Origin of the sequence: Neisseria sp. P0017.S009 (assembly GCF_051957375.1) — a bacterium.
GTDB lineage: Bacteria > Pseudomonadota > Gammaproteobacteria > Burkholderiales > Neisseriaceae > Neisseria > Neisseria perflava.
Map to the genome: position 1 here is coordinate 12,660 of NZ_JBQCWL010000007.1, position 22,274 is coordinate 34,933.

General features: G+C 49.5%; 22 protein-coding genes. 9 read left to right on the forward strand and 13 right to left on the reverse strand.

Annotated elements, in window-relative coordinates:
* Window positions 1–2 precede the first annotated feature (2 nt).
* The 4 genes from ACTHTG_RS08850 to ACTHTG_RS08865 are packed head-to-tail and all read left to right on the forward strand — an operon-like array spanning window position 3 to window position 4,326.
* Window positions 3–1,550, forward strand: a complete 1,548-nt coding sequence (locus ACTHTG_RS08850; RefSeq protein WP_049343770.1) for a PP2C family serine/threonine-protein phosphatase — start codon at window positions 3–5, stop codon at window positions 1,548–1,550.
* On the forward strand, window positions 1,550–3,049 hold the full coding sequence (locus ACTHTG_RS08855) for a helix-hairpin-helix domain-containing protein (protein WP_070624716.1): 1,500 nt from the start codon (window positions 1,550–1,552) through the stop codon (window positions 3,047–3,049). The genes ACTHTG_RS08850 and ACTHTG_RS08855 overlap by 1 nt, the downstream gene beginning before the upstream one ends.
* 35 nt (window positions 3,050–3,084) lie before the next feature.
* On the forward strand, window positions 3,085–3,663 hold the full coding sequence (locus ACTHTG_RS08860; RefSeq protein ID WP_070624714.1) for a TerD family protein: 579 nt from the start codon (window positions 3,085–3,087) through the stop codon (window positions 3,661–3,663).
* Window positions 3,664–3,678: 15 nt separating this feature from the next.
* The gene (locus tag ACTHTG_RS08865) at window positions 3,679–4,326 is read left to right on the forward strand and encodes a TerD family protein (RefSeq protein ID WP_070624712.1); all 648 of its coding nucleotides are present in this window, start codon (window positions 3,679–3,681) and stop codon (window positions 4,324–4,326) included.
* Window positions 4,327–4,418: 92 nt separating this feature from the next.
* On the opposite strand, the gene argA is transcribed toward ACTHTG_RS08865, so the two are convergent.
* The 8 genes from argA to ACTHTG_RS08905 form a co-directional block, all read right to left on the reverse strand.
* Window positions 4,419–5,732 (reverse strand): amino-acid N-acetyltransferase, encoded by a 1,314-nt coding sequence (argA, locus tag ACTHTG_RS08870; protein WP_070624710.1) that lies wholly within the window; start codon window positions 5,730–5,732, stop codon window positions 4,419–4,421.
* Entirely contained in the window at window positions 5,729–6,124 is a 396-nt protein-coding gene (locus ACTHTG_RS08875; RefSeq protein ID WP_039862294.1) for an MJ0042-type zinc finger domain-containing protein, read from the reverse strand. Before ACTHTG_RS08875 ends, argA begins: the two co-directional genes overlap by 4 nt.
* 101 nt (window positions 6,125–6,225) lie before the next feature.
* A complete protein-coding gene (pyrE, locus tag ACTHTG_RS08880; RefSeq protein ID WP_003682682.1) occupies window positions 6,226–6,867 on the reverse strand; it encodes an orotate phosphoribosyltransferase in 642 nt (213 codons plus the stop codon).
* A 145-nt stretch (window positions 6,868–7,012) separates the two neighbouring features.
* Window positions 7,013–7,483: a 23S rRNA (pseudouridine(1915)-N(3))-methyltransferase RlmH gene (gene rlmH / locus ACTHTG_RS08885; protein ID WP_036493712.1), complete on the reverse strand. Its 471-nt coding sequence runs from the start codon at window positions 7,481–7,483 to the stop codon at window positions 7,013–7,015.
* 161 nt (window positions 7,484–7,644) lie between these two features.
* On the reverse strand, window positions 7,645–8,364 hold the full coding sequence (gene pyrH / locus ACTHTG_RS08890) for a UMP kinase (protein ID WP_003708812.1): 720 nt from the start codon (window positions 8,362–8,364) through the stop codon (window positions 7,645–7,647).
* A gap of 218 nt (window positions 8,365–8,582) precedes the next feature.
* Window positions 8,583–9,437, reverse strand: a complete 855-nt coding sequence (gene tsf, locus ACTHTG_RS08895) for a translation elongation factor Ts (RefSeq protein ID WP_002223203.1) — start codon at window positions 9,435–9,437, stop codon at window positions 8,583–8,585.
* 123 nt (window positions 9,438–9,560) lie between these two features.
* Window positions 9,561–10,289, reverse strand: coding sequence for a 30S ribosomal protein S2 (gene rpsB, locus ACTHTG_RS08900; protein WP_002230071.1), 729 nt, complete (start codon window positions 10,287–10,289; stop codon window positions 9,561–9,563).
* A gap of 177 nt (window positions 10,290–10,466) precedes the next feature.
* Entirely contained in the window at window positions 10,467–10,709 is a 243-nt protein-coding gene (locus ACTHTG_RS08905; RefSeq protein WP_004520263.1) for a hypothetical protein, read from the reverse strand.
* 78 nt (window positions 10,710–10,787) lie between these two features.
* On the opposite strand from ACTHTG_RS08905, the gene ACTHTG_RS08910 reads away from it, so the two are divergent.
* Both ACTHTG_RS08910 and ACTHTG_RS08915 read left to right on the forward strand, forming a co-directional pair.
* Window positions 10,788–11,378, forward strand: coding sequence for a 5-formyltetrahydrofolate cyclo-ligase (locus ACTHTG_RS08910; RefSeq protein ID WP_070588228.1), 591 nt, complete (start codon window positions 10,788–10,790; stop codon window positions 11,376–11,378).
* A gap of 95 nt (window positions 11,379–11,473) precedes the next feature.
* Window positions 11,474–12,061: a GNAT family N-acetyltransferase gene (locus tag ACTHTG_RS08915; protein WP_049336865.1), complete on the forward strand. Its 588-nt coding sequence runs from the start codon at window positions 11,474–11,476 to the stop codon at window positions 12,059–12,061.
* 173 nt (window positions 12,062–12,234) lie between these two features.
* On the opposite strand, the gene ACTHTG_RS08920 is transcribed toward ACTHTG_RS08915, so the two are convergent.
* The 5 genes from ACTHTG_RS08920 to amgK form a co-directional block, all read right to left on the reverse strand.
* Window positions 12,235–13,824, reverse strand: coding sequence for a tannase/feruloyl esterase family alpha/beta hydrolase (locus ACTHTG_RS08920; protein WP_053088472.1), 1,590 nt, complete (start codon window positions 13,822–13,824; stop codon window positions 12,235–12,237).
* 103 nt (window positions 13,825–13,927) lie between these two features.
* On the reverse strand, window positions 13,928–14,077 hold the full coding sequence (locus tag ACTHTG_RS08925; RefSeq protein WP_199900443.1) for a phenolic acid decarboxylase: 150 nt from the start codon (window positions 14,075–14,077) through the stop codon (window positions 13,928–13,930).
* A gap of 61 nt (window positions 14,078–14,138) precedes the next feature.
* The gene (locus ACTHTG_RS08930) at window positions 14,139–14,597 is read right to left on the reverse strand and encodes a hypothetical protein (RefSeq protein ID WP_049336864.1); all 459 of its coding nucleotides are present in this window, start codon (window positions 14,595–14,597) and stop codon (window positions 14,139–14,141) included.
* Between the two features lie 178 nt (window positions 14,598–14,775).
* The gene (gene mnmG / locus ACTHTG_RS08935) at window positions 14,776–16,671 is read right to left on the reverse strand and encodes a tRNA uridine-5-carboxymethylaminomethyl(34) synthesis enzyme MnmG (protein WP_440360656.1); all 1,896 of its coding nucleotides are present in this window, start codon (window positions 16,669–16,671) and stop codon (window positions 14,776–14,778) included.
* A gap of 84 nt (window positions 16,672–16,755) precedes the next feature.
* Window positions 16,756–17,760 (reverse strand): N-acetylmuramate/N-acetylglucosamine kinase AmgK, encoded by a 1,005-nt coding sequence (gene amgK / locus ACTHTG_RS08940; protein ID WP_004520257.1) that lies wholly within the window; start codon window positions 17,758–17,760, stop codon window positions 16,756–16,758.
* 69 nt (window positions 17,761–17,829) lie between these two features.
* Here amgK and ACTHTG_RS08945 point away from each other — a divergent pair, with 69 nt between their 5' ends.
* The 3 genes from ACTHTG_RS08945 (at window position 17,830) to ACTHTG_RS08955 (ending at window position 22,139) form a co-directional block, all read left to right on the forward strand.
* Window positions 17,830–20,229, forward strand: a complete 2,400-nt coding sequence (locus ACTHTG_RS08945) for an LPS-assembly protein LptD (RefSeq protein WP_440360655.1) — start codon at window positions 17,830–17,832, stop codon at window positions 20,227–20,229.
* Window positions 20,226–21,215: a peptidylprolyl isomerase gene (locus ACTHTG_RS08950; protein WP_440360654.1), complete on the forward strand. Its 990-nt coding sequence runs from the start codon at window positions 20,226–20,228 to the stop codon at window positions 21,213–21,215. The genes ACTHTG_RS08945 and ACTHTG_RS08950 overlap by 4 nt, the downstream gene beginning before the upstream one ends.
* Window positions 21,216–21,329: 114 nt before the next feature.
* Entirely contained in the window at window positions 21,330–22,139 is an 810-nt protein-coding gene (locus tag ACTHTG_RS08955; RefSeq protein WP_440362644.1) for an alpha/beta hydrolase, read from the forward strand.
* The last annotated feature ends 135 nt before the right edge of the window (window positions 22,140–22,274 follow it).

The window sequence follows — 22,274 nt, forward strand, 5'->3', positions numbered from 1 at the left end:
CGATGAATTCAACCGAACAATTAGAAAAATTTAAATCTTGGTTGAATCAAGCAGATGAAAAATATCTTGATGCCTTTGCCAGCCAAAATCAAACGCTTATTTCTCACATTTATGAAATGTGGCAACGCTTTCAAGATTCAAAGAACATAATATTATTGGAAAATAAAATGTTGATAGTACAACCAACAACCGCTACGCCAATACATCAAAAAAGTCTCATAATATCACTTCCAAATGCGAAGCAAGACGAGCTTTATTTTTATCAGAAAGCTGATGAGTTACCACTAATTCAATCTATCAAGCTAGAAGATGAAATTGGATTAGTATGGAATCCGGAAAAACAAATTTTAGAAGGAATACCAACAAAGAGTGGTGAGTTTTTGCTGACTTTTCAACTTGATGATGGAAATACTGTGTACTCAAGTATTTTTATTAACCCAAATCCTAAATATTTATGGAAGAACATCCCCTCAGATAAAAACTGTCGATTTTGGAAACCTGATAGTACCAGTGACAAAATCACGACTGAAAGTGGACAATTAATTGCTGCCCGTATGCGCGGTCGTACTCACGCAATGAAAGGGACTTGTTGCGATGATGATTTTACAATCGCATATCATGAAAAATCAAAAGTACATTTCCTTGCTGTCTCAGATGGTGCTGGAAGTGCCGAATTTTCCCGACAAGGCTCAAAACTAGCAGTTAATGCTGCACAACATAAAGTTTTGGAACTACTGAATATTGAAGGTAAAGACTATCAGAAACTTTCTCAGAAAAATGAACAAGAACTCGCTTATATTACTAAAGCAATGTTTAAAGAAGCTGTTCAAGCCGCTTATTTTGCACAAGAAAAGGAAGCTATAGACGCAGCTATTGAACTTAAATCACTTTCTTGCACATTATTAATTGCATTCACATTGCCTTTAATTGATGGAAAATGGTTTACCGCTTGTTATTGGATTGGAGATGGAGCTGCCGCAATTTTTGACCCAGCTACTAAAAATGTTCGCTTACTCGGTGAAGTCGACTCAGGGTTGTATTCAGGAGAAACCCAATTTTTAACAAGAATAGAAGCCAATGCCGATAATATCCTTGCCAGAATTTATACGGATGTTCGTGATTCTCCTCCTATCTTAATATTAATGACTGATGGTGTTTCTGACCCCAAATTTCATACAGATATTCAGCTAAACTCTTTTGAAACTTGGCAAAAATTTTGGCTAGAATTACATATACCATTGCAATCTGAAAAACCAGAGAAATCCCTTGAAGAATGGCTTGATTTCTTCTCAAAAGGTGAACACGATGACCGAACTTTAGCAATGTTTATTCCTCAGTTAGTATGGCAACGCATTACTCATTCTGCATCAGAAAAAGAAAATTTAGTCAACATTTCATCTGTAATTGATGAGATGAATCTGCAATTGGATGAAAAAGAACAAGGAGAAAATGAAGATATAAAAACAAGCAACATTACACAGAATAATGAAACAAAACCTATCACACTCCATAAAAAAAGTGATGTGCAAGTTCAAGAAGGAGCAAAATAATGAGTAAAATTATTACGCTCACTGCAACAAATGGGGAAACTATTCAATTTATTGATGAAATAAAAGCTCAAGGTGGTATGAAAGATGTAATGTTTTCCCCTAATAAAGATTATGTTGTTGCTTTCTTCCGTGAACCTGCTGATCTATCAACAAAAGAACGTCTTGAAATGATTACAGGGACTTATCGTGAAAAAATATTTAATCAAGAAGGTGGAGAATATCTAAAAAAATTATTCTGCTGGCCAACCGCAGTTGTAGAACATCAAGGTAAGTTAGGTGTTGTTAGCCCTTTTTATCGTGATTGTTTTTTCTTTCAATATGGTAGCCGCAATGATGATATGTTAGGTATCAAAGGCAAAGACAAAGATGGTAAATGGTTCGCCAGTGCGTCTAATCGTAATAAATTTCTTGATCCTAGAGAATTGGGCGACTGGATGCTACACCTTAAAGTCTGCTTGATGCTTGCTCGTGCTGTTCGCCGAATGCATATGGCAGGGTTAAGTCATAGTGATTTAGGTTATAAGAACTGTTTAATTGATCCCACAACAGGACAGGCAAGCTTAATTGATATTGATGGTTTAGTTGTACCAGGCAAACACCCACCAACTGTTGTAGGAACTCCTGATTTCATTGCTCCTGAAGTAGTTGCCACTCAATATTTAGATAAAAACGATCCTAAACGTAAACTACCTAGTCGAACAACGGATCTACACGCCTTAGCTGTTTTAATTTATATGTATTTACTCTATCGCCATCCTTTACGTGGAGATAAAGTATTTGATATGAATGATAGTCAACATGATGAAGAATTGGGAATGGGAGAAAAAGCTTTATTTATTGAGCATCCAACTGATCATAGTAATCGTATAAAAATCAATAGTGTTAAATCCAGTGAACTACCTTGGAAAGACACACAAAAAATACCCTACACTATTACAGGACCTTATTTGAGTGAATTATTTAAACGAGCATTTGTAGATGGCTTACATAATCCATCATCCCGTCCTGCTGCAGATGAATGGGAACAAGCATTAGTCAAAACCGTTGATCTATTACAGCCATGTAGTAATTCAAATTGTGAGCAAAAATGGTATGCTTTCGATAATTCTAAATTACCTAAATGTCCATTTTGTGGTACTGCACATCAAGGTAAATTACCTGTATTAAATTTATATTCTGCTGCTCCTAATGGAAGTTATCGTCCAGATAATCACCGGATTATGGTTTATAGCGGACAATCTCTTTTTAAATGGCATTCAGATAACCGAATATTTCCAAATGAAAAATTAAAAGCAGATGATGCAAAACGTACTGGCTATTTCCTCTTGCATCAAGAGCATTGGTGGCTAATTAATGAAAATCTTCCTGATATGGTAGATGTTAATACTAAGCAATCCATTCCGATAGGAGGAAAAGTAAAACTAGAAGAAGGAACCAAAATTTTACTGAAAAAAGGTGAAGGTGGGCGACTTATTGTCGTTCAAATGGCAGGTATATAAGATTTGTTAACCAACAAAAACTGGAAAATTATAATATGGCAATTTCATTAACTAAAGGTCAAAACGTTTCATTAAGTAAAACAGATCCAAGTCTAAAAAATGTTTTAGTCGGTTTAGGATGGGATGCCCGTTCTACTGACGGACAAGATTTTGACTTAGATGCAAGCGTATTCATGACAACAGAAAATGGTAAAGTACCTTCTGATAGTCATTTTATTTTCTATAACCAACTGGTATCACCTTGTGGTGGCGTAGAACATATGGGGGATAATCTGACAGGCAGTGGCGATGGCGATGATGAAAGCATTAGTGTTTGCTTAGATAAGGTTCAGAACAATATTAAATCTCTTTTTATTACAGTAACTATTCATGATGCAGAAGCTCATCGCCAAAACTTTGGCCAGGTAAGCAATGCATTTGTACGTATTGTCAACAACGATACTAGCGATGAAATTGTACGCTTCGATCTTTCTGAGGACTACAGTACTGAAACCGCAATGGTTTTTGGTGAAATTTATCGTCATAACGGTGAATGGAAATTCCGTGCAATCGGTCAGGGATACACTGGTGGATTACATGCCCTTTGCCAACAATATGGTGTAAATGTGGGCTAATTGGAGGAATTAGAGATGGTTTCATTAAGTAAAATTACCTTAGAAAAAAAAGGGGATTCTCACAAAATTAACCTTTCTAAGGCAACAGATCAACAAATTACAATCAACTTAAATTGGACACAACAAAAACCAACAGGCTTTTTTGGTAGCTTATTTGGCTCCAATAAAGAAATTGACCTGGATTTAGGCTGCTACTGGGAATTGAAAGACGGTACGGCCTCACTCATTGACGGTCTGCAATTCTCCAAAGGTCAAGGTGGTTCCAAAGATCGCCTTACTCGCCAAGGATGCTATACACAAGCCCCTTGGGTATGGCATTGTGGTGACGACAGAAATGGGAGCTCATCAGAAGGAGAAAACATTCTCGTCAATCCTAAGGGAATCAAAGATTTACGGCGTTTGGTTATTTATTGCTTCATTTATGAAGGTGCTGCCAAATGGGCTGAATCCGATGCAATTGTTACAGTCAAAGTTCCTAACCAACCTGAAATTGTAGTTGAAATGGGAAAACAAACTGACTCTCGTACATTCTGTGCTATTGCAACGATCGATTTTGATGAGTTACAAATGTCTGTCCGTAAAGATATTAATTTCTTTAATGGACATGCAGATTGTAGCCAATATTATGGATGGGGATTTGAATTCTCAGCAGGATCTAAATGATATTAAAATATTCGCCATAAAAATTAAATGAATAAAAGGGGCTAGGTAATTAGAGCCCCTTTTTTTTAAACGACTTAGACTATTCAAACTTTTCAGACGGCCTGCAAGTCATAAACGAATACTTTGGAATTGCGGCCGTTGGCATTGTATTCCTGCCGGCGTTCGGCAGGCAGGTCATCGGCTGAGGCCGTCTGAAAGCCCCGTTCGACAAACCATTCGCCCGTGTGCGTGGATAAGGCGAAAAGCGTTTTGATATTTAAGACACGCGCTTTTTGAAACAGATGTTCCAACAGCAATTCGCCATAGCCGCCATCGCGCGCTTCGGGCGACACCACCAGACAGGCCAATTCGCCGCAATCAGGCTCGGAAAAGGTTTTCAGCGCCACGCAGCCGTAAATGTTTTGATCGTGTTCTAATACGGAAAAACTGGAAATATGGTTTTCCAAATACTCGCGGCTGCGGTGTAACAAGATGCCTTGTTCCGCCAGAGGACGGATTAAGGCGATGATGTGCGGAATATCGTCGCTGCGCGCCTGACGGATGGAAACAAACGGCTCGCGCGCAATAGATGTACCGCTGCCCTCGCGGGTAAACAGCTCGCGCAGCAGGCTGCCGTCTTCACGGCCGTTGAGAATCTGCACCCGCGATACGCCGTTTTCCAACGCACCTACCGCCGCATGCAGCAAATCGGCCGGCGCATCGGGATTGTCGTGTATCAGCTCCTGCACTTCGCCGACAGACAAAGTATTGGCCAACGAGCCGTCGGCGCGGCGGATACCGGCTTCTTCGGTCAAGAAAACCAGCTTCTCCGCCTGCAAAGCCATGGCCACTTCCTGAGCGGTTTCACACATGCTCAGGTTGAAGGTTTTGCCGCTGTACGAATGCCCCAAAGGACTGATCAGCACCACCGCACCGCCATCCAAACGCAAACGGATTTCTTCCGCGTCGATTTTGCGGACGGTACCGGTATAGCCCATGTCCACGCCGTCGATAACGCCCAACGGACGGGCGGTAATAAAGTTGCCGCACGCGATAACCGGCGGCTTGCTCCGTTGCGGTGCAGATACGCTGCTGAACAAGGCGGCTTCCACATCACTGCGGATAATCCCCGCCACCTGCTTCACTTCCATCAGGGTCGCTTCATCGGTAATCCGTCGGCTGCCGCTGTATTTCGGAACAAAATTCCGACCCGAAGCCAATTTGTCGAGCAAATGCCGCGAACCGTGTACCAAGACCAAACGCAAGCCCAAGCTGGCCAACAGGTTCAAATCTGCGGCCAAACGAATCAGGGTTTCGCCTTCCAACAAGCTGTCGGTCACGCCGACCACCATGGTTTTGCCGCGCAAATATTGGATATAGGGCGCGGCCTCACGAAAGCTGGCGACAAAATGGGCGATGGCACTCATAGCAGGGCAAGATAAAAGAGTTGCATAATCAAAACCGTCAGCGCAATCAGCGATGCCAACGTCCAGTTGAAACCGTCCTTGCGCGTTTTGACTGCCGCCTGCTCTTCCGCCTTGGGCTCTTCCTTGAGCGCGCTATTGAGCAAATCGGAAATTTCTTTGCGCGAGAGTTTGGAGTGTTTGAGGATTTGCGCACCGATGTTATGTACGAGGCGCACATCCGTTACCGCCACAGGCAGATGGGCCGGATCGGCCGGCAGGTTGCCCGACAGATAATCCTTGGCCTTAAACATCCCCGAACAACGCGTGCAGACCACGAAACCCTGCGCCACGTTCAACTGGGCATCTTTCACCCAATGTGGTGTTTTACAATGAGGACAAGAACAAGCAGGCATGAGTATTTTCCGTAAGTGTATTGAATCAAAAATATATATTTTAGCTAATGTTTCAGGCCGTCTGAAACAGTTTTCAGACGACCTGAGCATGATGTTATGGTTTAAACCGCGCCGTAACGTTCGCGATAGGCTTTGACCGGCTCGAAGAAGCCGCCAAATTCGGCATTGTTTTGCAAGAGCGTGAACAAGTCATTCAGGTTGGCAATCGAAACCACCGGCAGGCCGTATTGTTTTTCGACTTCCTGCACCGCCGACAATTCGCCCGTGCCTTTTTCCATGCGGTCGAGCGCAATAGCCACTGCGGCAGGCGTTGCGCCTTCGGCCTCAATCAGTTTGACCGACTCGCGCACGGATGTACCGGCGGAAATCACATCATCGATAATCAGCACGCGGCCTTTCAAAGGCGCACCCACCAACACGCCGCCCTCGCCGTGGTCTTTGGCTTCTTTGCGGTTGTAGGCAAACGGTACGTTTACGCCTTTTTCCGCCAACATCATCGCTGTTGCCGCCGCCAAAATAATGCCTTTATAGGCTGGGCCGAACAGCATATCGAATTTCACGCCGCTGGCAATAATGGCCTCGGCGTAAAACTTCGCCAGCTGCAAAGTCGATGCGCCGTCATTGAACAAACCGGCATTGAAAAAATAAGGCGACTGACGGCCGGCCTTGGTCGTAAATTCGCCGAATTTCAACACATTTTGTGCCAAAGCGAATTTGAGGAAGTCTTGACGGAAATCGGACATTTGGGTTCTCCCGAAAGATGTTGATTTATCAAAGAAACGATTATAAGGGATTCATGCGGAAAAATCAGGCCGTCTGAAAGCAGGTTCAACCCCGCGTTAAACCGACAAGGCGGCATTGCCTTCTTATCCCTGCACTCAAAGCGGATTATTCCCGATGATACGGATGGTTGTGCAAAATCGAAACGGCGCGATAAAGCTGCTCGGTCAGCAAAACGCGCACCATACCGTGCGGCAAGGTCAGGCTGGAAAGGCGCATCATCATATTTGCCTGCTGTTTCAAACGGTCGGTCATGCCGTCTGCGCCGCCGATAATAAAGCAGACGTGTTCGCCGTTTTGCTGCCAGCTTTTCAAATGTTGCGCCAATTCGACCGAAGTCGGCGCTTTGCCGCGCTCGTCCAATACCACCAAAAACGCGCCCTGCGGTATGGCTTCCAGCAGGCGTTTTTCTTCAGCCGCCATGCCCTGAGCCGCATTCACACCCGCGCCGCGTTTCTCTGGCTTGATTTCTTTCAGCGCATAATTAACATCGCGCCCGAAGCGTTTGGCGTACTCGCCGACGGCTTCATCCACCCAACGCGGCATTTTCGTGCCGACAGCCAAGACGGTGATATTCATGGAGTATCCTTTGTTATCGAATTGTCGGTTGGGCATTATGGTCAAGCAAGTTCTTAACCTTTTCAAACCATGAGCCAATACCCATGCAACCGACTGAAAATAAAAGGCCGTCTGAAAGCCGAATGTATCCCGTTCGACTGTTTCAGACGGCCTTTCAATGATTAGCAGTGAACCAGTGTACCTTCGTTTTCGCCGGTTACCACGCGTTTGAGCGAGCCTTCTTTAGCAATACCGAATACCACGATATTGAGCTTGCGTTCGCGGCAGAGGGCAAAAGCAGTGGCATCCATCACTTTGAGGTTTTTCAACAAGGCTTCGTCAAAAGTAATGGTTTCGTAGCGTGTTGCAGATGGGTCTTTTTTCGGGTCTGCGGTGTACACGCCGTCGACGTTGGTGGCTTTGAGCATCACGTCGCAGTTCATTTCCGCGCCGCGTAATGCAGCGGCAGTGTCGGTCGTGAAGAATGGGTTACCGGTACCGGCAGCGAAAATCACGACTTTGCCTTCTTCCAAATATTGAATGGCTTTAGGACGGGCGTATGTTTCAGCAATTTGCTGCATAGACAGTGCGGATTGTACGCGCGCTTTGATGCCCAAAGTTTCAAATGCGTCTTTGAGTGCCAACGCGTTCATCACGGTTGCCATCATGCCCATGTAGTCGGCAGTGGCGCGGTCCATGCTGCCTGCTTGTGCAGATACGCCGCGGAAAATGTTACCGCCGCCGACAACGATACCGACTTGCACGCCCATTCTCACGATTTCGGCAATTTCGCCGACAGTTTGAACGATGGTATCGTGATTGATGCCGAACGGATCGGAACCCATCAGAGATTCGCCGGAGAGTTTCAGTAATACGCGTTTGTATTTGATTTGCTGTGTCATGGGATACCTTGCTTTCTTGAATGTCGTCGGTCGGAGTTTGGGTCGTCTGAATTTCAAACGGTCGGATTACAATGATATGGTGTGTCGTTCTATTATTGTTTTGGTTTTCAGACGGCCTTTATATTCGGTCGTCTTAAAATAGGTACCGTAAACGGTTTTCTCAAAAAAAAGCACCCTGATTCGTTTGGAATCTAGGTGCTTTCTTTTTCATAAGTGCCTTACACTTTAGCAGCGGCAGCAACTTCGGCTGCGTAGTCAACAACAGCTTTCTCGATACCGTCGCCTACTTTGTAGCGTACGAAGCTGATCACTTCAGTGCCGTTTTCTTTAGCGAATTGGGCAACAGTTTGGTCAGGGTTCATCACGAACGCTTGGCCGTTCAGAGTGATTTCAGCCAAGAATTTGCGGATACGGCCTTCAACCATTTTAGCGGCGATGTCGGCAGGTTTGCCGGAAGCGATAGCTTGTTCAGTGTAGATGTGGCGTTCTTTTTCAACGGTTTCAGCATCTACTTCGGCTTCGCTTACGCATTGTGGTTTAGCGGCAACGATGTGCATACCGATTTTGCGTGCTACGTCTTCAGAGCCTTTGTACTCAACCAATACGCCTTCGGTAGCCAAAGCACCGTGGATGTAGGCAACCAGTTGGTTGGCAGTGTCGATCACTTGGAAGCGGCGAACAGACATGTTCTCGCCCAATTTAGCGATGATGGCTTTGCGTTCTGCTTCAACCAGTTCGCTCAGTTCTTCAACAGAAGCCGGTTTTTTCTCGGCAGCAGTTTTAGCAACGAAGTTGGCAAATTCTACGAAGCCGGCGTCTTTAGCAACGAAGTCGGTTTCGCAGTTTACTTCAACCAATGCGCCGACATTGCCGTTGATCGCGTAAGCCAATACGCCTTCGGCAGCAGTACGGCCAGCCAGTTTACCGGCTTTCGCACCAGATTTAATACGCAGGATTTCTTCGGCTTTGTCGAAGTTGCCTTCAGCTTCAACCAAGGCTTTTTTGCATTCCATCATGCCCAGGCCGGTAGCGGCGCGCAGGTCGGCAACCATTTTTGCAGTAATTTCTGCCATTTTGAATCTCCTAGATTTTTGGGAACACGGCCATTGCCGTGTTTGGAAATAGTGGCCGTCTGAAACGGATTTCAGAACGGGATTTGAGAAAAGGGGCATAACGCCCCTCTTCTGTGTACCGAATTACTCGGCAGCAGCTTCTTGGGCAGCGGCTACAGTTTCTTGCAGCGCTTGGTTTTTGCCTTCCAAAACTGCGTCAGCGATGCCGCGGCAGTACAGGCGGATAGCTTTAGCGGAGTCATCGTTACCAGGGATAACGTATTTCACGCCGTCAGGGCTGTTGTTGGTATCGACTACGGCGATAACAGGGATGCCCAGTTTTTCAGCTTCAACCAGAGTACCTTTTTGGTAGCCGGTATCGATAACGAAAATCGCGTCAGGCAGGCCTTTCATGTTTTTGATACCGCCCAAAGAACGTTCCAGTTTTTCAACGTCGCGTTGCATTTCCAGAATTTCTTTTTTGTTGAAACCGCCTTCAGCAGCGTTTTCCAGGGCAGCAGTTTTTTCTTCCAGGCGTTTGATGGATTGCTTAACGGTTTTGTAGTTAGTCAGCATACCACCCAACCAGCGGTAATCAACGAAAGGCATACCGGCACGGGTAGCTTCTTCGCGGATGATGTCGCGGGCTTGGCGTTTAGTACCTACGAACAATACTGTACCTTTGTTGGCAACCAGACGACGTACGGCTTCTTGCGCCTCTTGGAACATCGGCAGGGTTTTTTCCAAGTTTACGATATGGATTTTGTTGCGCGCACCGAAAATGTATTGAGCCATTTTCGGGTTCCAGAAACGGGTTTGGTGACCGAAGTGAACACCGGCTTCAATCATCTGACGCATAGTAATTTGAGACATGTTATTTCCTTGAAAGGGTTAAAGAGCACACATTCAATCGCATAGAACTTGATAGGCGGCGCCTATTGTCAAGCACCCTTCGGCGAAAGTGGGCATAAGTTTTAAAAAATAAAAGAGTGTTTCCGAAATGGAAAACTGACGGATTATAGCGGATAAGAGGCCGTCTGAAAAGGGATTTTATACCTTTCCGTCCTGTTTTTCATCCGTCTGTACCGCCTTTTGGCGAGCCGCTTCAAACTCCGCCTGCTCCTGCCGTTTCATCAGGCGGTTGCGGCGGCGGATGGTCACGACGAAGACCGTGAACACGGTGGGCAACACTGCCCAAAAAACCAAATAAATCAACGCGCGTGCAATACTCGGCTGCGCGGCGGAAAACATCACGGCAACAAAAAGGTAGCCGATGGCGACAATGTGCCACATTGTGTGCGTCCTGTTTGAATGTTAACAAAATCGTTATAATCGCAACATTCTACCGCAATCCCGAAAGGCCGTCTGAAAATGAGGAATCCCGAAAAATCGGCATTACGCAAACAGTTCCGCCGCGCACGCGCCCAAATGAGCGCAGACGAGCGCAACGCCGCCACCGAAACCATCAACCGCCTGCTCAAGCCCTACATCAAAAAAGGACGGAAAATCGGCGTGTATTGGCCGATGGGCAAGGAATTGCGATTGGACGGCTTTGTCCGTGCCGCACAAAAACGCGGCGCAAAACTCTACCTGCCCTATATCGAACCGAACACGCGGCGGATGTGGTTCACCCCCTACCCTGCCGACGGCGCCAAACAAGAACGCAAACGCGGCCGCGCCAAATTGCATGTCCCCCAATTCACCGGCAAAAAAATCCGCGTCCACCAACTCAGCCTACTGATTGTCCCCATCGTCGGCATCGACAAACGCGGCTACCGCCTCGGACAAGCCGGCGGCTATTACGACGCCACTCTCTCCGCCATGAAATACCGCCTGCAAACCCAAACCCTGGGCGTAGGCTTCGGCTGCCAACTGACCGACACACTGCCGACCGAACCGCACGACCTGCCGCTGGACGGGTTTGTATCGGAGTTGGGCGTGCTGGTGTTCAAACATCATTAATCAATAGCTTTCAGACGACCTCAGAGATGCTGTCCGCTAAGACACTATAAAAGGTCGTCTGAAAACTCAAACTATCAAATACAAAGGAAACCTCCATGACTGATTTCTCATCCACTCCCGTTTTATCCTTTGACCGCGTCCGTCTCGAACCTTTAACAACGGCACACGAAGCCGGTTTGCGCGAAGCAGTTTGCGACGGCGAAGTTTGGAAGCTGAACGTAACCACCGCGCCCGAACCCCACCAAGTAGCTGACTATATCCGCACCGCCATACAAACCCGCCTCGCCTTTGCCGTCATCGACGAAGACACGGGAAAAATTGTCGGCTCAACTTCGCTTTACCACATCGACCCCGCCATCCCACGCCTCTACATCGGTTTCACATGGTATGCCCTGTCGGCACAGCGCACGCACATCAATACCGCCTGCAAAATCATGTTGCTCGACTACGTTTTCGACACTTTAAACTGCCGTTGCGTCTGCTGGCAGACCGACAACCTCAATACCGCCTCCCAACGCGCCATCGAACGCTTGGGTGCACACCAAGACGGCATCTTGCGCTGCCACAAGCTGCGGAAAGACGGCAGCGTGCGCGATACGGTTGAATACAGCCTGCTGCGTGAGGAATGGCCGCAGGCAAGGGTAAAACTGCTCGAAAAAGCGGCAGCTTATGACGCGTCCTGAAAAAACGTTTGCTTCTTCATTTTTTCATCAGAACACACCCATCTTGCTGACAATCTGAACTCTTTAAAAAATTAATGAAATAAGGTGCAATACCGTCAATCCCCTGATAAATAAAGGCCGTCTGAAAGTTTCAGACGGCCTTTATTCTGTTTTATATTTCTCTTTTACATCAATCAGCGGCATTCAAAGCTATCTGCTTTATTTTCATTCCCGCCGGTATAAGTGGCGACTTTCGGATAGGCGCAAATCGGCATTTGTTTATTCGGGAAGGATTTCCCTTGTGCAATCATGCGCTCGGGGGCTTGGTTTTTGCCATGCCAATTTTCCAAAAGTGTGAGCGGATCTACATCATTGAAGGCTTGGCCACCGCCGCAGTGGTTCATGCCGGGTATCATAAACAGGCGGCTGAAGCTTTGGGCGCTTGGCGTGTCGGCATTCATTTGGCGGAACCATGCCACTTGGTCTTTGGCGGAAAACACGGGGTCGGACACGCCGGTGATCACAATCAGTTTGCCGCCGCGTGCGCGGAAGCTGCTCAAATCGGTGGACACCGCATCGTTAATTGCGCCGGTTTGGTATGTTTTGGGCGTATCGCGGTCAAAATCGAATTTGCTCAAATCAAAGTTCGGCATGGCGGGAGTCATGAAATACCAAGTAAGCGAACCTGCGCCGAGCGTTACGCCGCGTGAATCAGGCTTGGCGGTTTGCGAGCTGCCGAGCTTCCATTTACGCCAGTCGGGCTGATTCATACCCACATCGTAATACCAGCCGCTGTAAATCTGGTTGCCGCGTGAGTCGCGTGCGCCGTCCATCACGGCTTTAAGGGCTGCGGTTTTGGCGGGGGAGAGACCGGCGTGTTCGGCTTTGAAATCGCAGCTTTCCCATGCGTTAATCACGCCGTCTTTCAGACCGTCGCGTGCGTCGCAGCGGTTTTTCACCGCTTCGCTCACTTTGTCCAAATCAGCTTGGGTCAGGGCATTAGCCAGGATTTTGTTGCCCTGCGCGTCTTTGGGGGCAATTTTCATGAACTGTTGATAATCCCACTGTTGGGCGACGGCAGCACGCGACAGACGGAAGCCGGGATTGGCGGCAATCACACCGTCAAATTCTAAAGGATAGCGTTGTGCGGCCATCATCGCTTCACGTCCGCCGTTGGAGCAGCCCATGAAATAGCTGTGTTTCGGCGCAACGGCATACATCTTTTGAATCAAATGCTTGGCAACGACGGTTACTTTTCCTGTGGACTGGTAAGCGAAGTCTAAACGCGCCTGCTGGTCTGCGCCGAAGTTGGGCGTGGGCGTGGGGTGGCCGCCGTCCATAGAAACTACGGCATAACCGCGCATCAGCGCTGGCGTAGCGGTAGAGGTGCGTACGGGGATACTACCCACGGCGGGCGCAACAAAGCCGTCCACCCCGCCACCGCCTTGAAACAGGAAACCTCCGTTCCAATTTTCAGGTAGCCTGAGTTGGAATTTCGTGCCGTAATGCTTGCCGTCTGCACCGGTGCGCGCGCCAATTTCGCCTTCCACCACGCAATGCGGTTTGGACTGTAAGACATTGGTTGAACCACCAGTGAGGGAAGACATTCTGTCGGCACTGATTTCGCCGTTCGACCATTCGGCTTTAGTGATGACAGTATCGGTGATAGAGATATTTTTCAGGGTAATGCACTGCTTTTGTGCATTTTGAGCGGGTGCTGCATGAACAGCAGAAATTCCGGCCAAAAATAGCACGGCAGCAAATGGGGAAAGTCGGGGTTTCATTGATACAGCTCCAATTTGAAGGTGGGCTTAAGGAATTTAAAAATTCCCGTAACTGAAAAATAAATTGATAAAACTGTCTGGAATGATATTTTTAGACTGCCTTTCAAGGGCGAGTATGGTAATCCATATGTTCGGCATTTTTTACATAAATTTCATAATTCCAGCCGTTATCATAGGGATAAATCAGATGTTTACCGACTAAACCTCTTGAATCTTGTGTATCAAATGTTGCAATTTTACTCCTTTTTACTATTTATCGAGTATTAGTGCCGTAGCAACTGTATTTTTTACCCCGTCGGGCAAAAATACAGTTGCTACAGAATACGGCTTTTCCAAGCTTGAAACTGATGAAATCCGTTTAAAAGCAGCATTTGCAACTCTTCTCCAGAAGATATGACGGTATAGTTATCACTATATTCTTCCGGCAAATGTTGTGCAGTGTCTTGTTCTAATAAGATCAATAAGGGTTCAGTATCGCTAAATTGCGGATTAACAATCACCCAATCCGCAGCATGGCACAACTCATAGATGAAACTACACTCCTCATCCGTTAAATATGCATGGCCAATATTTCCTTCAAACTGGCATTCCCTATCATTGAAATCCGTTATTTCCAAATCTGTGGAACAGTTATCAAACTCTAAATAGTTGCCGTCCTTATCACGAAGGCAGCTATCTAGTCCCCTGCTGTTTAAAAATGATTTTGCACCTTCACGGTTGCCGTCTACCTGTTCGCCATTTTCAAAGCGGTAAAAATATAGGGAAAAGCCCATTGTTACTCCTTATTTAATTTTCAGGTTGGGTTTTACACATCAATTTTAATGTGTAGGCTGCTTTTGTAGACTTTGAAAACCTACCGCAAGTCAGATTCTTGAATCTGACATCTTGTAGTAACAGATGTGTCGAAACACAAGAATTATCCGACCTGCGGCTGCTCCGCGTTCAGGTAACTTACTTCGCATCTTTAAACCCGCGCTTCAAATGCACCATCAGCAAAGCCACTGCTGCGGGGGTTACGCCGGAAATGCGGCTGGCTTGGCCGACGGTTTCGGGTTTGTGCTGGTTGAGCTTTTGCTGCACTTCTGCCGACAAACCTTTAACCTTGCTGTAATCAATATCCTCGGGCAGCTTTAAGGTTTCGATGTCGCGGCGGCTGTCGATTTCTTCGTTTTGGCGGTCGATATAGCCTTGGTATTTGACTTGGATTTCGACTTGTTCGACCACGCTGTCGGCAAGTGCGGTTTCAGGTTGTGCGTCGGGCAGGGTCATCAGCGCGGCGTAGTCGAGGTTCGGACGGCGCAGGAGGTCGTGCAGGTTGGCTTCGCGGCTGAGTTTTTGGCCGAATACGCGCAGCTGCTCTTCTTCGGCGAGTTTTTGCGGCGTGTACCACGTTGTTTTCAAACGTTGGATTTCGCGTTCGATGGCTTCGCGTTTTTCGTTGAACATGCGCCATTGTTCTTCACCCACCAAGCCGATTTTGTAGCCGTCTTCGGTCAGGCGCATATCGGCGTTGTCTTCCCTGAGTTGCAGGCGGTATTCGGCGCGGCTGGTGAACATGCGGTAGGGCTCGTTCACGCCTTTGGTGATGAGGTCGTCCACCAATACGCCGAGATAGGCTTGTTCGCGGCGCAGCAGGAGCGGGTCTTGTTCACGGACGTATTGCACGGCGTTTGCGCCTGCGAGCAGGCCTTGCGCGGCGGCTTCTTCGTAACCGGTGGTGCCGTTGATTTGTCCGGCGAAGAAGAGGCCTTGGATGGTTTTGGTTTCGAGGCTGGCTTTGAGGTTGCGCGGATCGAAGTAGTCGTATTCGATGGCGTAGCCAGGGCGCAGGATATGGGCGTTTTCGAGACCTTTCATGCTGCGCACGAGGGCGATTTGGATGTCGAACGGCAGGCTGGTGGAGATACCGTTTGGATAGTATTCATGCGTGGTTAGGCCTTCGGGTTCGAGGAAAATCTGGTGGCTGTCTTTGTCGGCGAAGCGGTTGATTTTGTCTTCGATAGACGGACAATAACGCGGACCCACGCCTTCGATTTTGCCGGTAAACATCGGGCTGCGGTCGAAGCCTGAGCGGATGATGTCGTGGGTTTGCATGTTGGTATGCGTAATCCAGCAGGACACTTGGCTCGGGTGCATATCGGCGCTGCCGCGTACGGACATTACAGGAACGGGTGTGTCGCCGGGCTGTTCGGTCAGTTGGGAGAAATCAATCGTGCGTCCGTCAATACGCGGCGGCGTGCCGGTTTTCAGACGGCCTTGCGGCAGGTTCAATTCGCGCAAACGGCCGCCCAAGGATTTGGCGGCTGGGTCACCGGCGCGGCCACCTTCGTAGTTTTCCAAACCGATATGGATTTTGCCGGACAAAAACGTGCCGGCGGTCAACACGACGGCGCGTGCTTTAAACTCCACGCCCATCGCGGTAACCACGCCGCTGATGCGTTCGCCGTCAAGCGTGACGTCTTCGACGGCTTGTTGGAAAAGGTCGAGGTTTTCTTGGTTTTCCAACATTTCGCGGATGGCGGCTTTATATAGGATACGGTCTGCCTGCGCGCGCGTGGCTCGCACCGCCGCGCCTTTGCTGGCGTTCAAGCGGCGGAACTGGATACCGGATTTGTCGGTTGCCAACGCCATTGCGCCGCCTAATGCGTCGAGTTCGCGCACGAGGTGGCCTTTGCCGATACCGCCGATGGAGGGATTGCACGACATTTGGCCGAGGGTTTCGATGTTGTGTGAAAGCAGCAGGGTTTGCGCACCCATGCGTGCGGCGGCAAGCGCGGCTTCGGTACCTGCATGGCCGCCACCGACAACAATCACGTCGTAGGTTTTGGGGTAAATCATGTAAGTCATGTTTATGTGTTCTGTAAAGGTTTCAGACGGCCTTTTGTTGATCAGGCCGTCTGAAAAGTGGAATCAAATCTTAAAAAACCAAGCTTAGAAGGTATAGCCTGTTTCCAATTCGTCATCGCCGACCAATTCGACCAGCAACGCATACAGCGGCGCCAAATCGTTGTAACGGCGGGATACGCGGCGCAAATAGTTCAAGAAGCGCGGAATTTCAGGACGGTATTTGTCTTTGCCGTCGCGGTAGTACAGGCGGGCAAAAATACCGGCCACTTTCAAATGGCGTTGTACACCCATCCATTCAAACCAGCGGTAGAACTCGTCAAACTCGGCAGGTACAGGCAGCTGGGCAGCGCGTGCTTTTTCCCAGTAACGGATGACCAAGTCCAATACAAATTCTTCTTCCCATTCGATAAATGCATCGCGCAGCAGCGACACCAAATCATAGGAAATCGGGCCGTAAAGCGCGTCTTGGAAGTCCAACACGCCCGGGCGGCCTTTTGCCAGCATCAGATTGCGGACGATAAAGTCGCGGTGAACGTAAACTTTAGGTTGTGCCAACAGGGGCGGCAGCAAAGTATCGACGGTTTGCTGCCACAACTGGCGTTGCTTGAAGGTCAACTCGCGGCCCAATTCTTTGGCCACAAACCATTCGGGGAACAGGTTAATCTCGCGCAGCATGACTTCGCGGTCGTATTCCGGCAGTTTGCCGGGTTGGCTGGCTTTTTGCAGTTCGATCAGTTCGTCGATGGCTTCGAGCAGCAGGGCTTTGTGGGCGGTTTCGCTGTTTTCCTGATTCATGGCGGTCAGGAATGTGGTATTGCCCAAATCGTTCAACACCATAAAGCCCAACGCTTCATCCACATGAAGCACTTGCGGCACATTGACCATGTTAAACAGTTTTTGTACTTTCAAATAAGGTGCAACACTCATCTTCTCAGGAGGCGCATCCATACAGATAACGGTCTGGCCGTCTGAAAACGTCGCACGGAAATAGCGGCGGAAGTCGGCATCGGCTGCCGCAAAGCTCAATTCGAACGGCTGGTTCGGGTAAACAGACTCCAGCCAGTTTTGTAATTCGGTTTGTCGTTGCATAGCGGTATCGCAGAATTTCAGGTTACAATAACCGCTATTCTAACTGGCAAACCGATTTAAGGGGCGATTTTGGCTCGTTTATTTTCACTCAAACCCTTGGTACTCGCCTTAATTATGGGCTTTGGCGCAACAGCCGTGCGTGCGGAAGATGCTTCTGTTCCACAGGCGGAAGACTATACCCCTGCCCCCGTCACTGCATCCAAACCAGCACAAACCAGCCAAAGCGAAGCCGATCCGCTTTCTTTGGGCAGCACTTGCCTGTTTTGCGACCACGAAGATGCCAAGCCTGCCGAAACCGCTGAAATCAAACGCAGCGGCGAGCCTGCCCTGCCTGCCGATTACACCCGCGTCAACGCCGATAAAATAGAAGGCCAAACCCAAGTCGGCGTCCGTGCCGAAGGCGACGTCATTGTCGAGCGCAATGCCGATGTTCTCAACGCCGATTGGGCGCAATACGACCAAGCCGCCGATACCGTTACCGCCGGCGACCGCTTTACCCTGTATCAAAACGGTTCGACCGTATCCGGCGACCAATTGGTTTACAACCTCAAAAACCAAACCGGTTCCGGAACTGCCGTGCGCCTCAATACCGAACAAGGCGGCCGCCGCCTTCAAAGTGTCAGCGAAAAAGCCGAACTCAAAGGCAAAGGCCTCTACAAACTCATCAATACCAAATTCAACACCTGTTCGCCCGGCGATGCCAGCTGGTATATCCAAGCGCAAAGCATCGAAGCCGATGAATCGACAGGCATCGGCGTGGCCAAACACGCTTCGCTGGTATTCGGCGGTGTCCCCGTCCTCTACACGCCTTGGGCGGACTTTCCCATCAACGGCAACCGCAAAAGCGGCCTGCTCGTTCCGACTATTGCCACCGGTTCAGACGGCCTTGAGCTGAGCCTGCCCTACTATTTCAATCTTGCACCGAATTTGGATGCCACCATCCGCCCGGGCATTATCAGCAAACGCGGCGTGCAACTGGGCGGCCAAGTCCGTTACCTGCAACCGAATTACAGCGGCGAAGTCGATGGCGACTGGATGCCGAACGACCAAAAAAGCGTCCACAACAACCGCTACCAGTTCAAATGGAAACACCAGCAGCAGCTGAACAGCAAAATCAGCGGCGGCATCAACTACAACCAAGTTTCCGACGACGATTACTACCGCGACTTCTACGGCCGCGAAGACATCGCACGCAACGTTAACCTTGACCGTCAGGCATGGCTCAATTACAGCGACAAACTGTTGGGCGGCAGCTTCGACGGCTCGTTGCGCGTACAAAAATACCAAACGCTGGCCAACCAAGACGGCTATAAAGACGAGCCTTATGCCATCATGCCCCGCCTGACCGGCCGTTGGCAAAGCCATCTCGGCAAAGCGCAACTCAACGTGTTCGGCCAATTCACCCGTTTTGACCACGATACCAAGCAAGACGGCAGCCGCGTGGTGCTCTACCCGAGCGTCAAATGGGACTTCCACAACCAATGGGGCTACATCCGGCCTAAAGTCGGCGTACACGCCACTTATTACAGCCTCAACAGCTTCAACGGCCAAAGCAGCCGCAATGTCAGCCGCGTCCTGCCAATCATCAACGTCGACAGCGGCCTGACCTTCGAGCGCAGGGCCCGTCTCTTCGGCGGAGAATACCTGCAAACGCTCGAACCGCGCCTGTTTTACAACTACATTCCGACCAAGTCCCAAAACGACCTGCCCAATTTCGACAGCTCCGAAAACAGCTTTACCTATTCGCAGCTGTTCCGCGAAAACCTGTATTCCGGCAACGACCGCATCAATTCGGCCAACAGCCTGACGCTGGCCACACAAAGCCGCATCCTCAACCCCAATACCGGTGCGGAACTCTTCCGTGCAGGTATCGGCCAGAAGTTTTACTTCAAAAACGACAACGTCCTGCCTGACGGCAGCGTCAGCCGTTATCCGCGCAGCCAGTCCGACTGGGTAGCCTTTGCACACGGCAACATTACCCCGAGCATCCGCATCGACTTGGACATCCACTACAACCAAAACCAAAGCCGTGCCGAAAGCTACGCCGCAGGGGTCGCCTACAACCCCGAACCCGGCAAAGTCTTAAGCGCGCGCTACAAATACGGACGCAACGAGCGCATCTATCTGCAAGCCAACGGCAACTATTTCTACGACAAACTCAGCCAAGTCGACCTTGCCGCCCAATGGCCGTTGAGCAAAAACTTGTACGCCGTCGCCCGTTATAACTACGAAATCGAAGCCAAAAAACCGCTGGAAATGCTCATCGGTGCAGAATACAAAAGCAACTGCGGCTGCTGGAGCGCGAGCTTGGTCGGCCAACGCTATGTTACCGGCGAAAACAGCCACAAAAACGCCGTATTCTTCAACCTCCAACTCAAAGACTTGAGCAATATCGGCAACAACCCATTCGAAAAACTCCGCTTAGCCATCCCCGGTTACAGCAAAACCAACGAGGTAGTCAAACAATGAACTTCAAACCCCTGATTCTCGTCGCCGCACTCACTCTCGCAGTAGGCGCACACGCCGCCCCTAAAGCCAAAGCAGGCAAAGCGCGCGCAGCCAAAGCCCCTGCCGTCAGCGCCACCGCCATGCCCGCCGTACAAAGCGGCGTACATCTTTCAGACGGCATTGCCGCGGTTGTCGACAACGAAGTCATTACCCACCGCCAAGTAGAACAAGCCGTAGCACAAGCACGTCAAACCATGCCGAAAGGCACACAAATGGACGCCAACGAGCTGCGCCAACAGGTTCTGGCACAAATGATCAACCAATCCCTAATCCTCCAAGCCGGCAAACGCCGCAACATCCAAGCGACCGATAGCGAAATCGAAGCCGTCATCGCGCACAACCCCAACATCAAAAACCCGTCTGCCGCCGTCCGTCAAGACATCGCCGACAGCATTATTGTTGAAAAAGTGCGCCAACAGGCCATCATGCAAAACAGCCGCGTCAGCGACTCCGAAGTGGCACGCTACATCGAGCAGGCCAAACAACAAGGCATCACCCTGCCCGAAGCCGACCCCGTGCGCCAATATCATGCCCAACACATCCTCATTAAAGCCGACAACGACAATGCCGCCGTCGGCGCAGAAAGCACCATCAGCAAAATCTACTCACAAGCCCGCAGCGGCGCAGATTTCGGCGGTTTGGCACGCCAATACTCGCAAGACAGCAGCGCCGGCAACGGCGGCGACTTGGGCTGGTTTGCCGACGGCATGATGGTTGCCCCATTTGAAGAAGCCGTCCACAAACTCAAACCCGGCCAAATCAGCGCCCCTGTCCGCACCCAATTCGGCTGGCACATCATCAAGCTGAACGACGTCCGCGAAGCAGGTACGCCTGAAGAGCGCCAACAAAACGCCGTCCGCCAATACCTGTCCCAACAAAAAGCGCAACAGGCGACCACCAACCTCCTGCGCGAACTGCACAGCAGCTCCTACGTTGACGTACGCTAATCACGCGTATTGTTAAAAAGACAAGAATCGGTACAATAAGGCCGTCTGAAATCCATTGTTCAGACGGCCTTTTCTCCTTTTACTTAAACAACCCATTGATTAAAGCACCCCATCATGCCCATCCGTCCCAACTGGCAAGCCGCCACCCTGCTGCAAGCCGAAGAAACTTCCATTACCTCCGCACACACCGGCCGCACCTACCGCATTCAAGCCGCGGCACTCGGCGAACGTCCGGCAGGCGGCTATCCCGTACTGTATATTCTTGACGGAGATGCCTTTTTCCCCGCCATCCTCAATATGGCACAATCCCTGCTCATCAACCCCATCACCAAAAGCCATGCCGCCTGCCTGATTGTCGGCATCGGCTACACCGGCGGCACCATCCGCGACTTAAGCCAACGCGCCCTCGACTACACGCCGCCGCTGCCCGACAACGCGCCCGAATCCGAACGCAAACAATACGGCCAAGCCGACCGCTTCAGCCGCTTTCTTGATGACGAACTCTCCGCCCTGCTCGACAGCAAATACCGCATCGATACACAAAACCAAGCCGTCTTCGGCCATTCGTTCGGCGCCTTGTACGGTCTCTATTCCCTGTTCACCCACCCCGAACGATTCCGCCATTATTTGCTGGTGTCACCGTCTATCTGGTGGCAAGACCGCCGCGTACTCGATTGGCTGCCCGACACTTTACCGCAAAGAATCGGCATCCGCCTTGGCGCAGGCGAACATGAAGGCAGAAACAACCGCCCCGACCAAACCAGCCGCGGCATGGTTGCACAAGCCAAAATTCTTGCCGGCACTTTGCACCACCTCGGCGCGGATGTCCGCTTTACCCTCTACCCCAACGCCAATCACGGCAACGCCCCGTTTTACGCCCTGACCGACTGCATCGAATATTTGCGCAACGTATGGCAGCGTTAAAGCAGGTTTGCCAAACATTGAGGCCGTCTGAAACGCAAACTTAGAAGCGTATTGAACCTATTGGATCGATCTAAAATCCAATTATAAAAAGGCCGAGACCTTTGCAATAACATAGGTTGAGACCTTTGCAAAGGT

Excerpts from the sequence above, each read along its gene's own strand:
- tsf (WP_002223203.1), bottom strand. The coding sequence starts at position 9,437 with ATGGCAGAAATTACTGCAAAAATGGTTGCCGACCTGCGCGCCGCTACC.
- rlmH (WP_036493712.1), bottom strand. The coding sequence starts at position 7,483 with ATGAATATCACCGTCTTGGCTGTCGGCACGAAAATGCCGCGTTGGGTG.
- argA (WP_070624710.1), bottom strand. The coding sequence starts at position 5,732 with ATGAGTGCCATCGCCCATTTTGTCGCCAGCTTTCGTGAGGCCGCGCCC.
- mnmG (WP_440360656.1), bottom strand. The coding sequence starts at position 16,671 with ATGACTTACATGATTTACCCCAAAACCTACGACGTGATTGTTGTCGGT.
- ACTHTG_RS08915 (WP_049336865.1), top strand. The coding sequence starts at position 11,474 with ATGACTGATTTCTCATCCACTCCCGTTTTATCCTTTGACCGCGTCCGT.
- ACTHTG_RS08865 (WP_070624712.1), top strand. The coding sequence starts at position 3,679 with ATGGTTTCATTAAGTAAAATTACCTTAGAAAAAAAAGGGGATTCTCAC.
- ACTHTG_RS08855 (WP_070624716.1), top strand. The coding sequence starts at position 1,550 with ATGAGTAAAATTATTACGCTCACTGCAACAAATGGGGAAACTATTCAA.
- ACTHTG_RS08905 (WP_004520263.1), bottom strand. The coding sequence starts at position 10,709 with ATGTGGCACATTGTCGCCATCGGCTACCTTTTTGTTGCCGTGATGTTT.
- pyrH (WP_003708812.1), bottom strand. The coding sequence starts at position 8,364 with ATGACACAGCAAATCAAATACAAACGCGTATTACTGAAACTCTCCGGC.
- rpsB (WP_002230071.1), bottom strand. The coding sequence starts at position 10,289 with ATGTCTCAAATTACTATGCGTCAGATGATTGAAGCCGGTGTTCACTTC.
- ACTHTG_RS08950 (WP_440360654.1), top strand. The coding sequence starts at position 20,226 with ATGAACTTCAAACCCCTGATTCTCGTCGCCGCACTCACTCTCGCAGTA.
- ACTHTG_RS08875 (WP_039862294.1), bottom strand. The coding sequence starts at position 6,124 with ATGCCTGCTTGTTCTTGTCCTCATTGTAAAACACCACATTGGGTGAAA.
- ACTHTG_RS08930 (WP_049336864.1), bottom strand. The coding sequence starts at position 14,597 with ATGGGCTTTTCCCTATATTTTTACCGCTTTGAAAATGGCGAACAGGTA.
- ACTHTG_RS08955 (WP_440362644.1), top strand. The coding sequence starts at position 21,330 with ATGCCCATCCGTCCCAACTGGCAAGCCGCCACCCTGCTGCAAGCCGAA.
- ACTHTG_RS08850 (WP_049343770.1), top strand. The coding sequence starts at position 3 with ATGAATTCAACCGAACAATTAGAAAAATTTAAATCTTGGTTGAATCAA.
- ACTHTG_RS08910 (WP_070588228.1), top strand. The coding sequence starts at position 10,788 with ATGAGGAATCCCGAAAAATCGGCATTACGCAAACAGTTCCGCCGCGCA.
- ACTHTG_RS08920 (WP_053088472.1), bottom strand. The coding sequence starts at position 13,824 with ATGAAACCCCGACTTTCCCCATTTGCTGCCGTGCTATTTTTGGCCGGA.
- amgK (WP_004520257.1), bottom strand. The coding sequence starts at position 17,760 with ATGCAACGACAAACCGAATTACAAAACTGGCTGGAGTCTGTTTACCCG.
- pyrE (WP_003682682.1), bottom strand. The coding sequence starts at position 6,867 with ATGTCCGATTTCCGTCAAGACTTCCTCAAATTCGCTTTGGCACAAAAT.
- ACTHTG_RS08860 (WP_070624714.1), top strand. The coding sequence starts at position 3,085 with ATGGCAATTTCATTAACTAAAGGTCAAAACGTTTCATTAAGTAAAACA.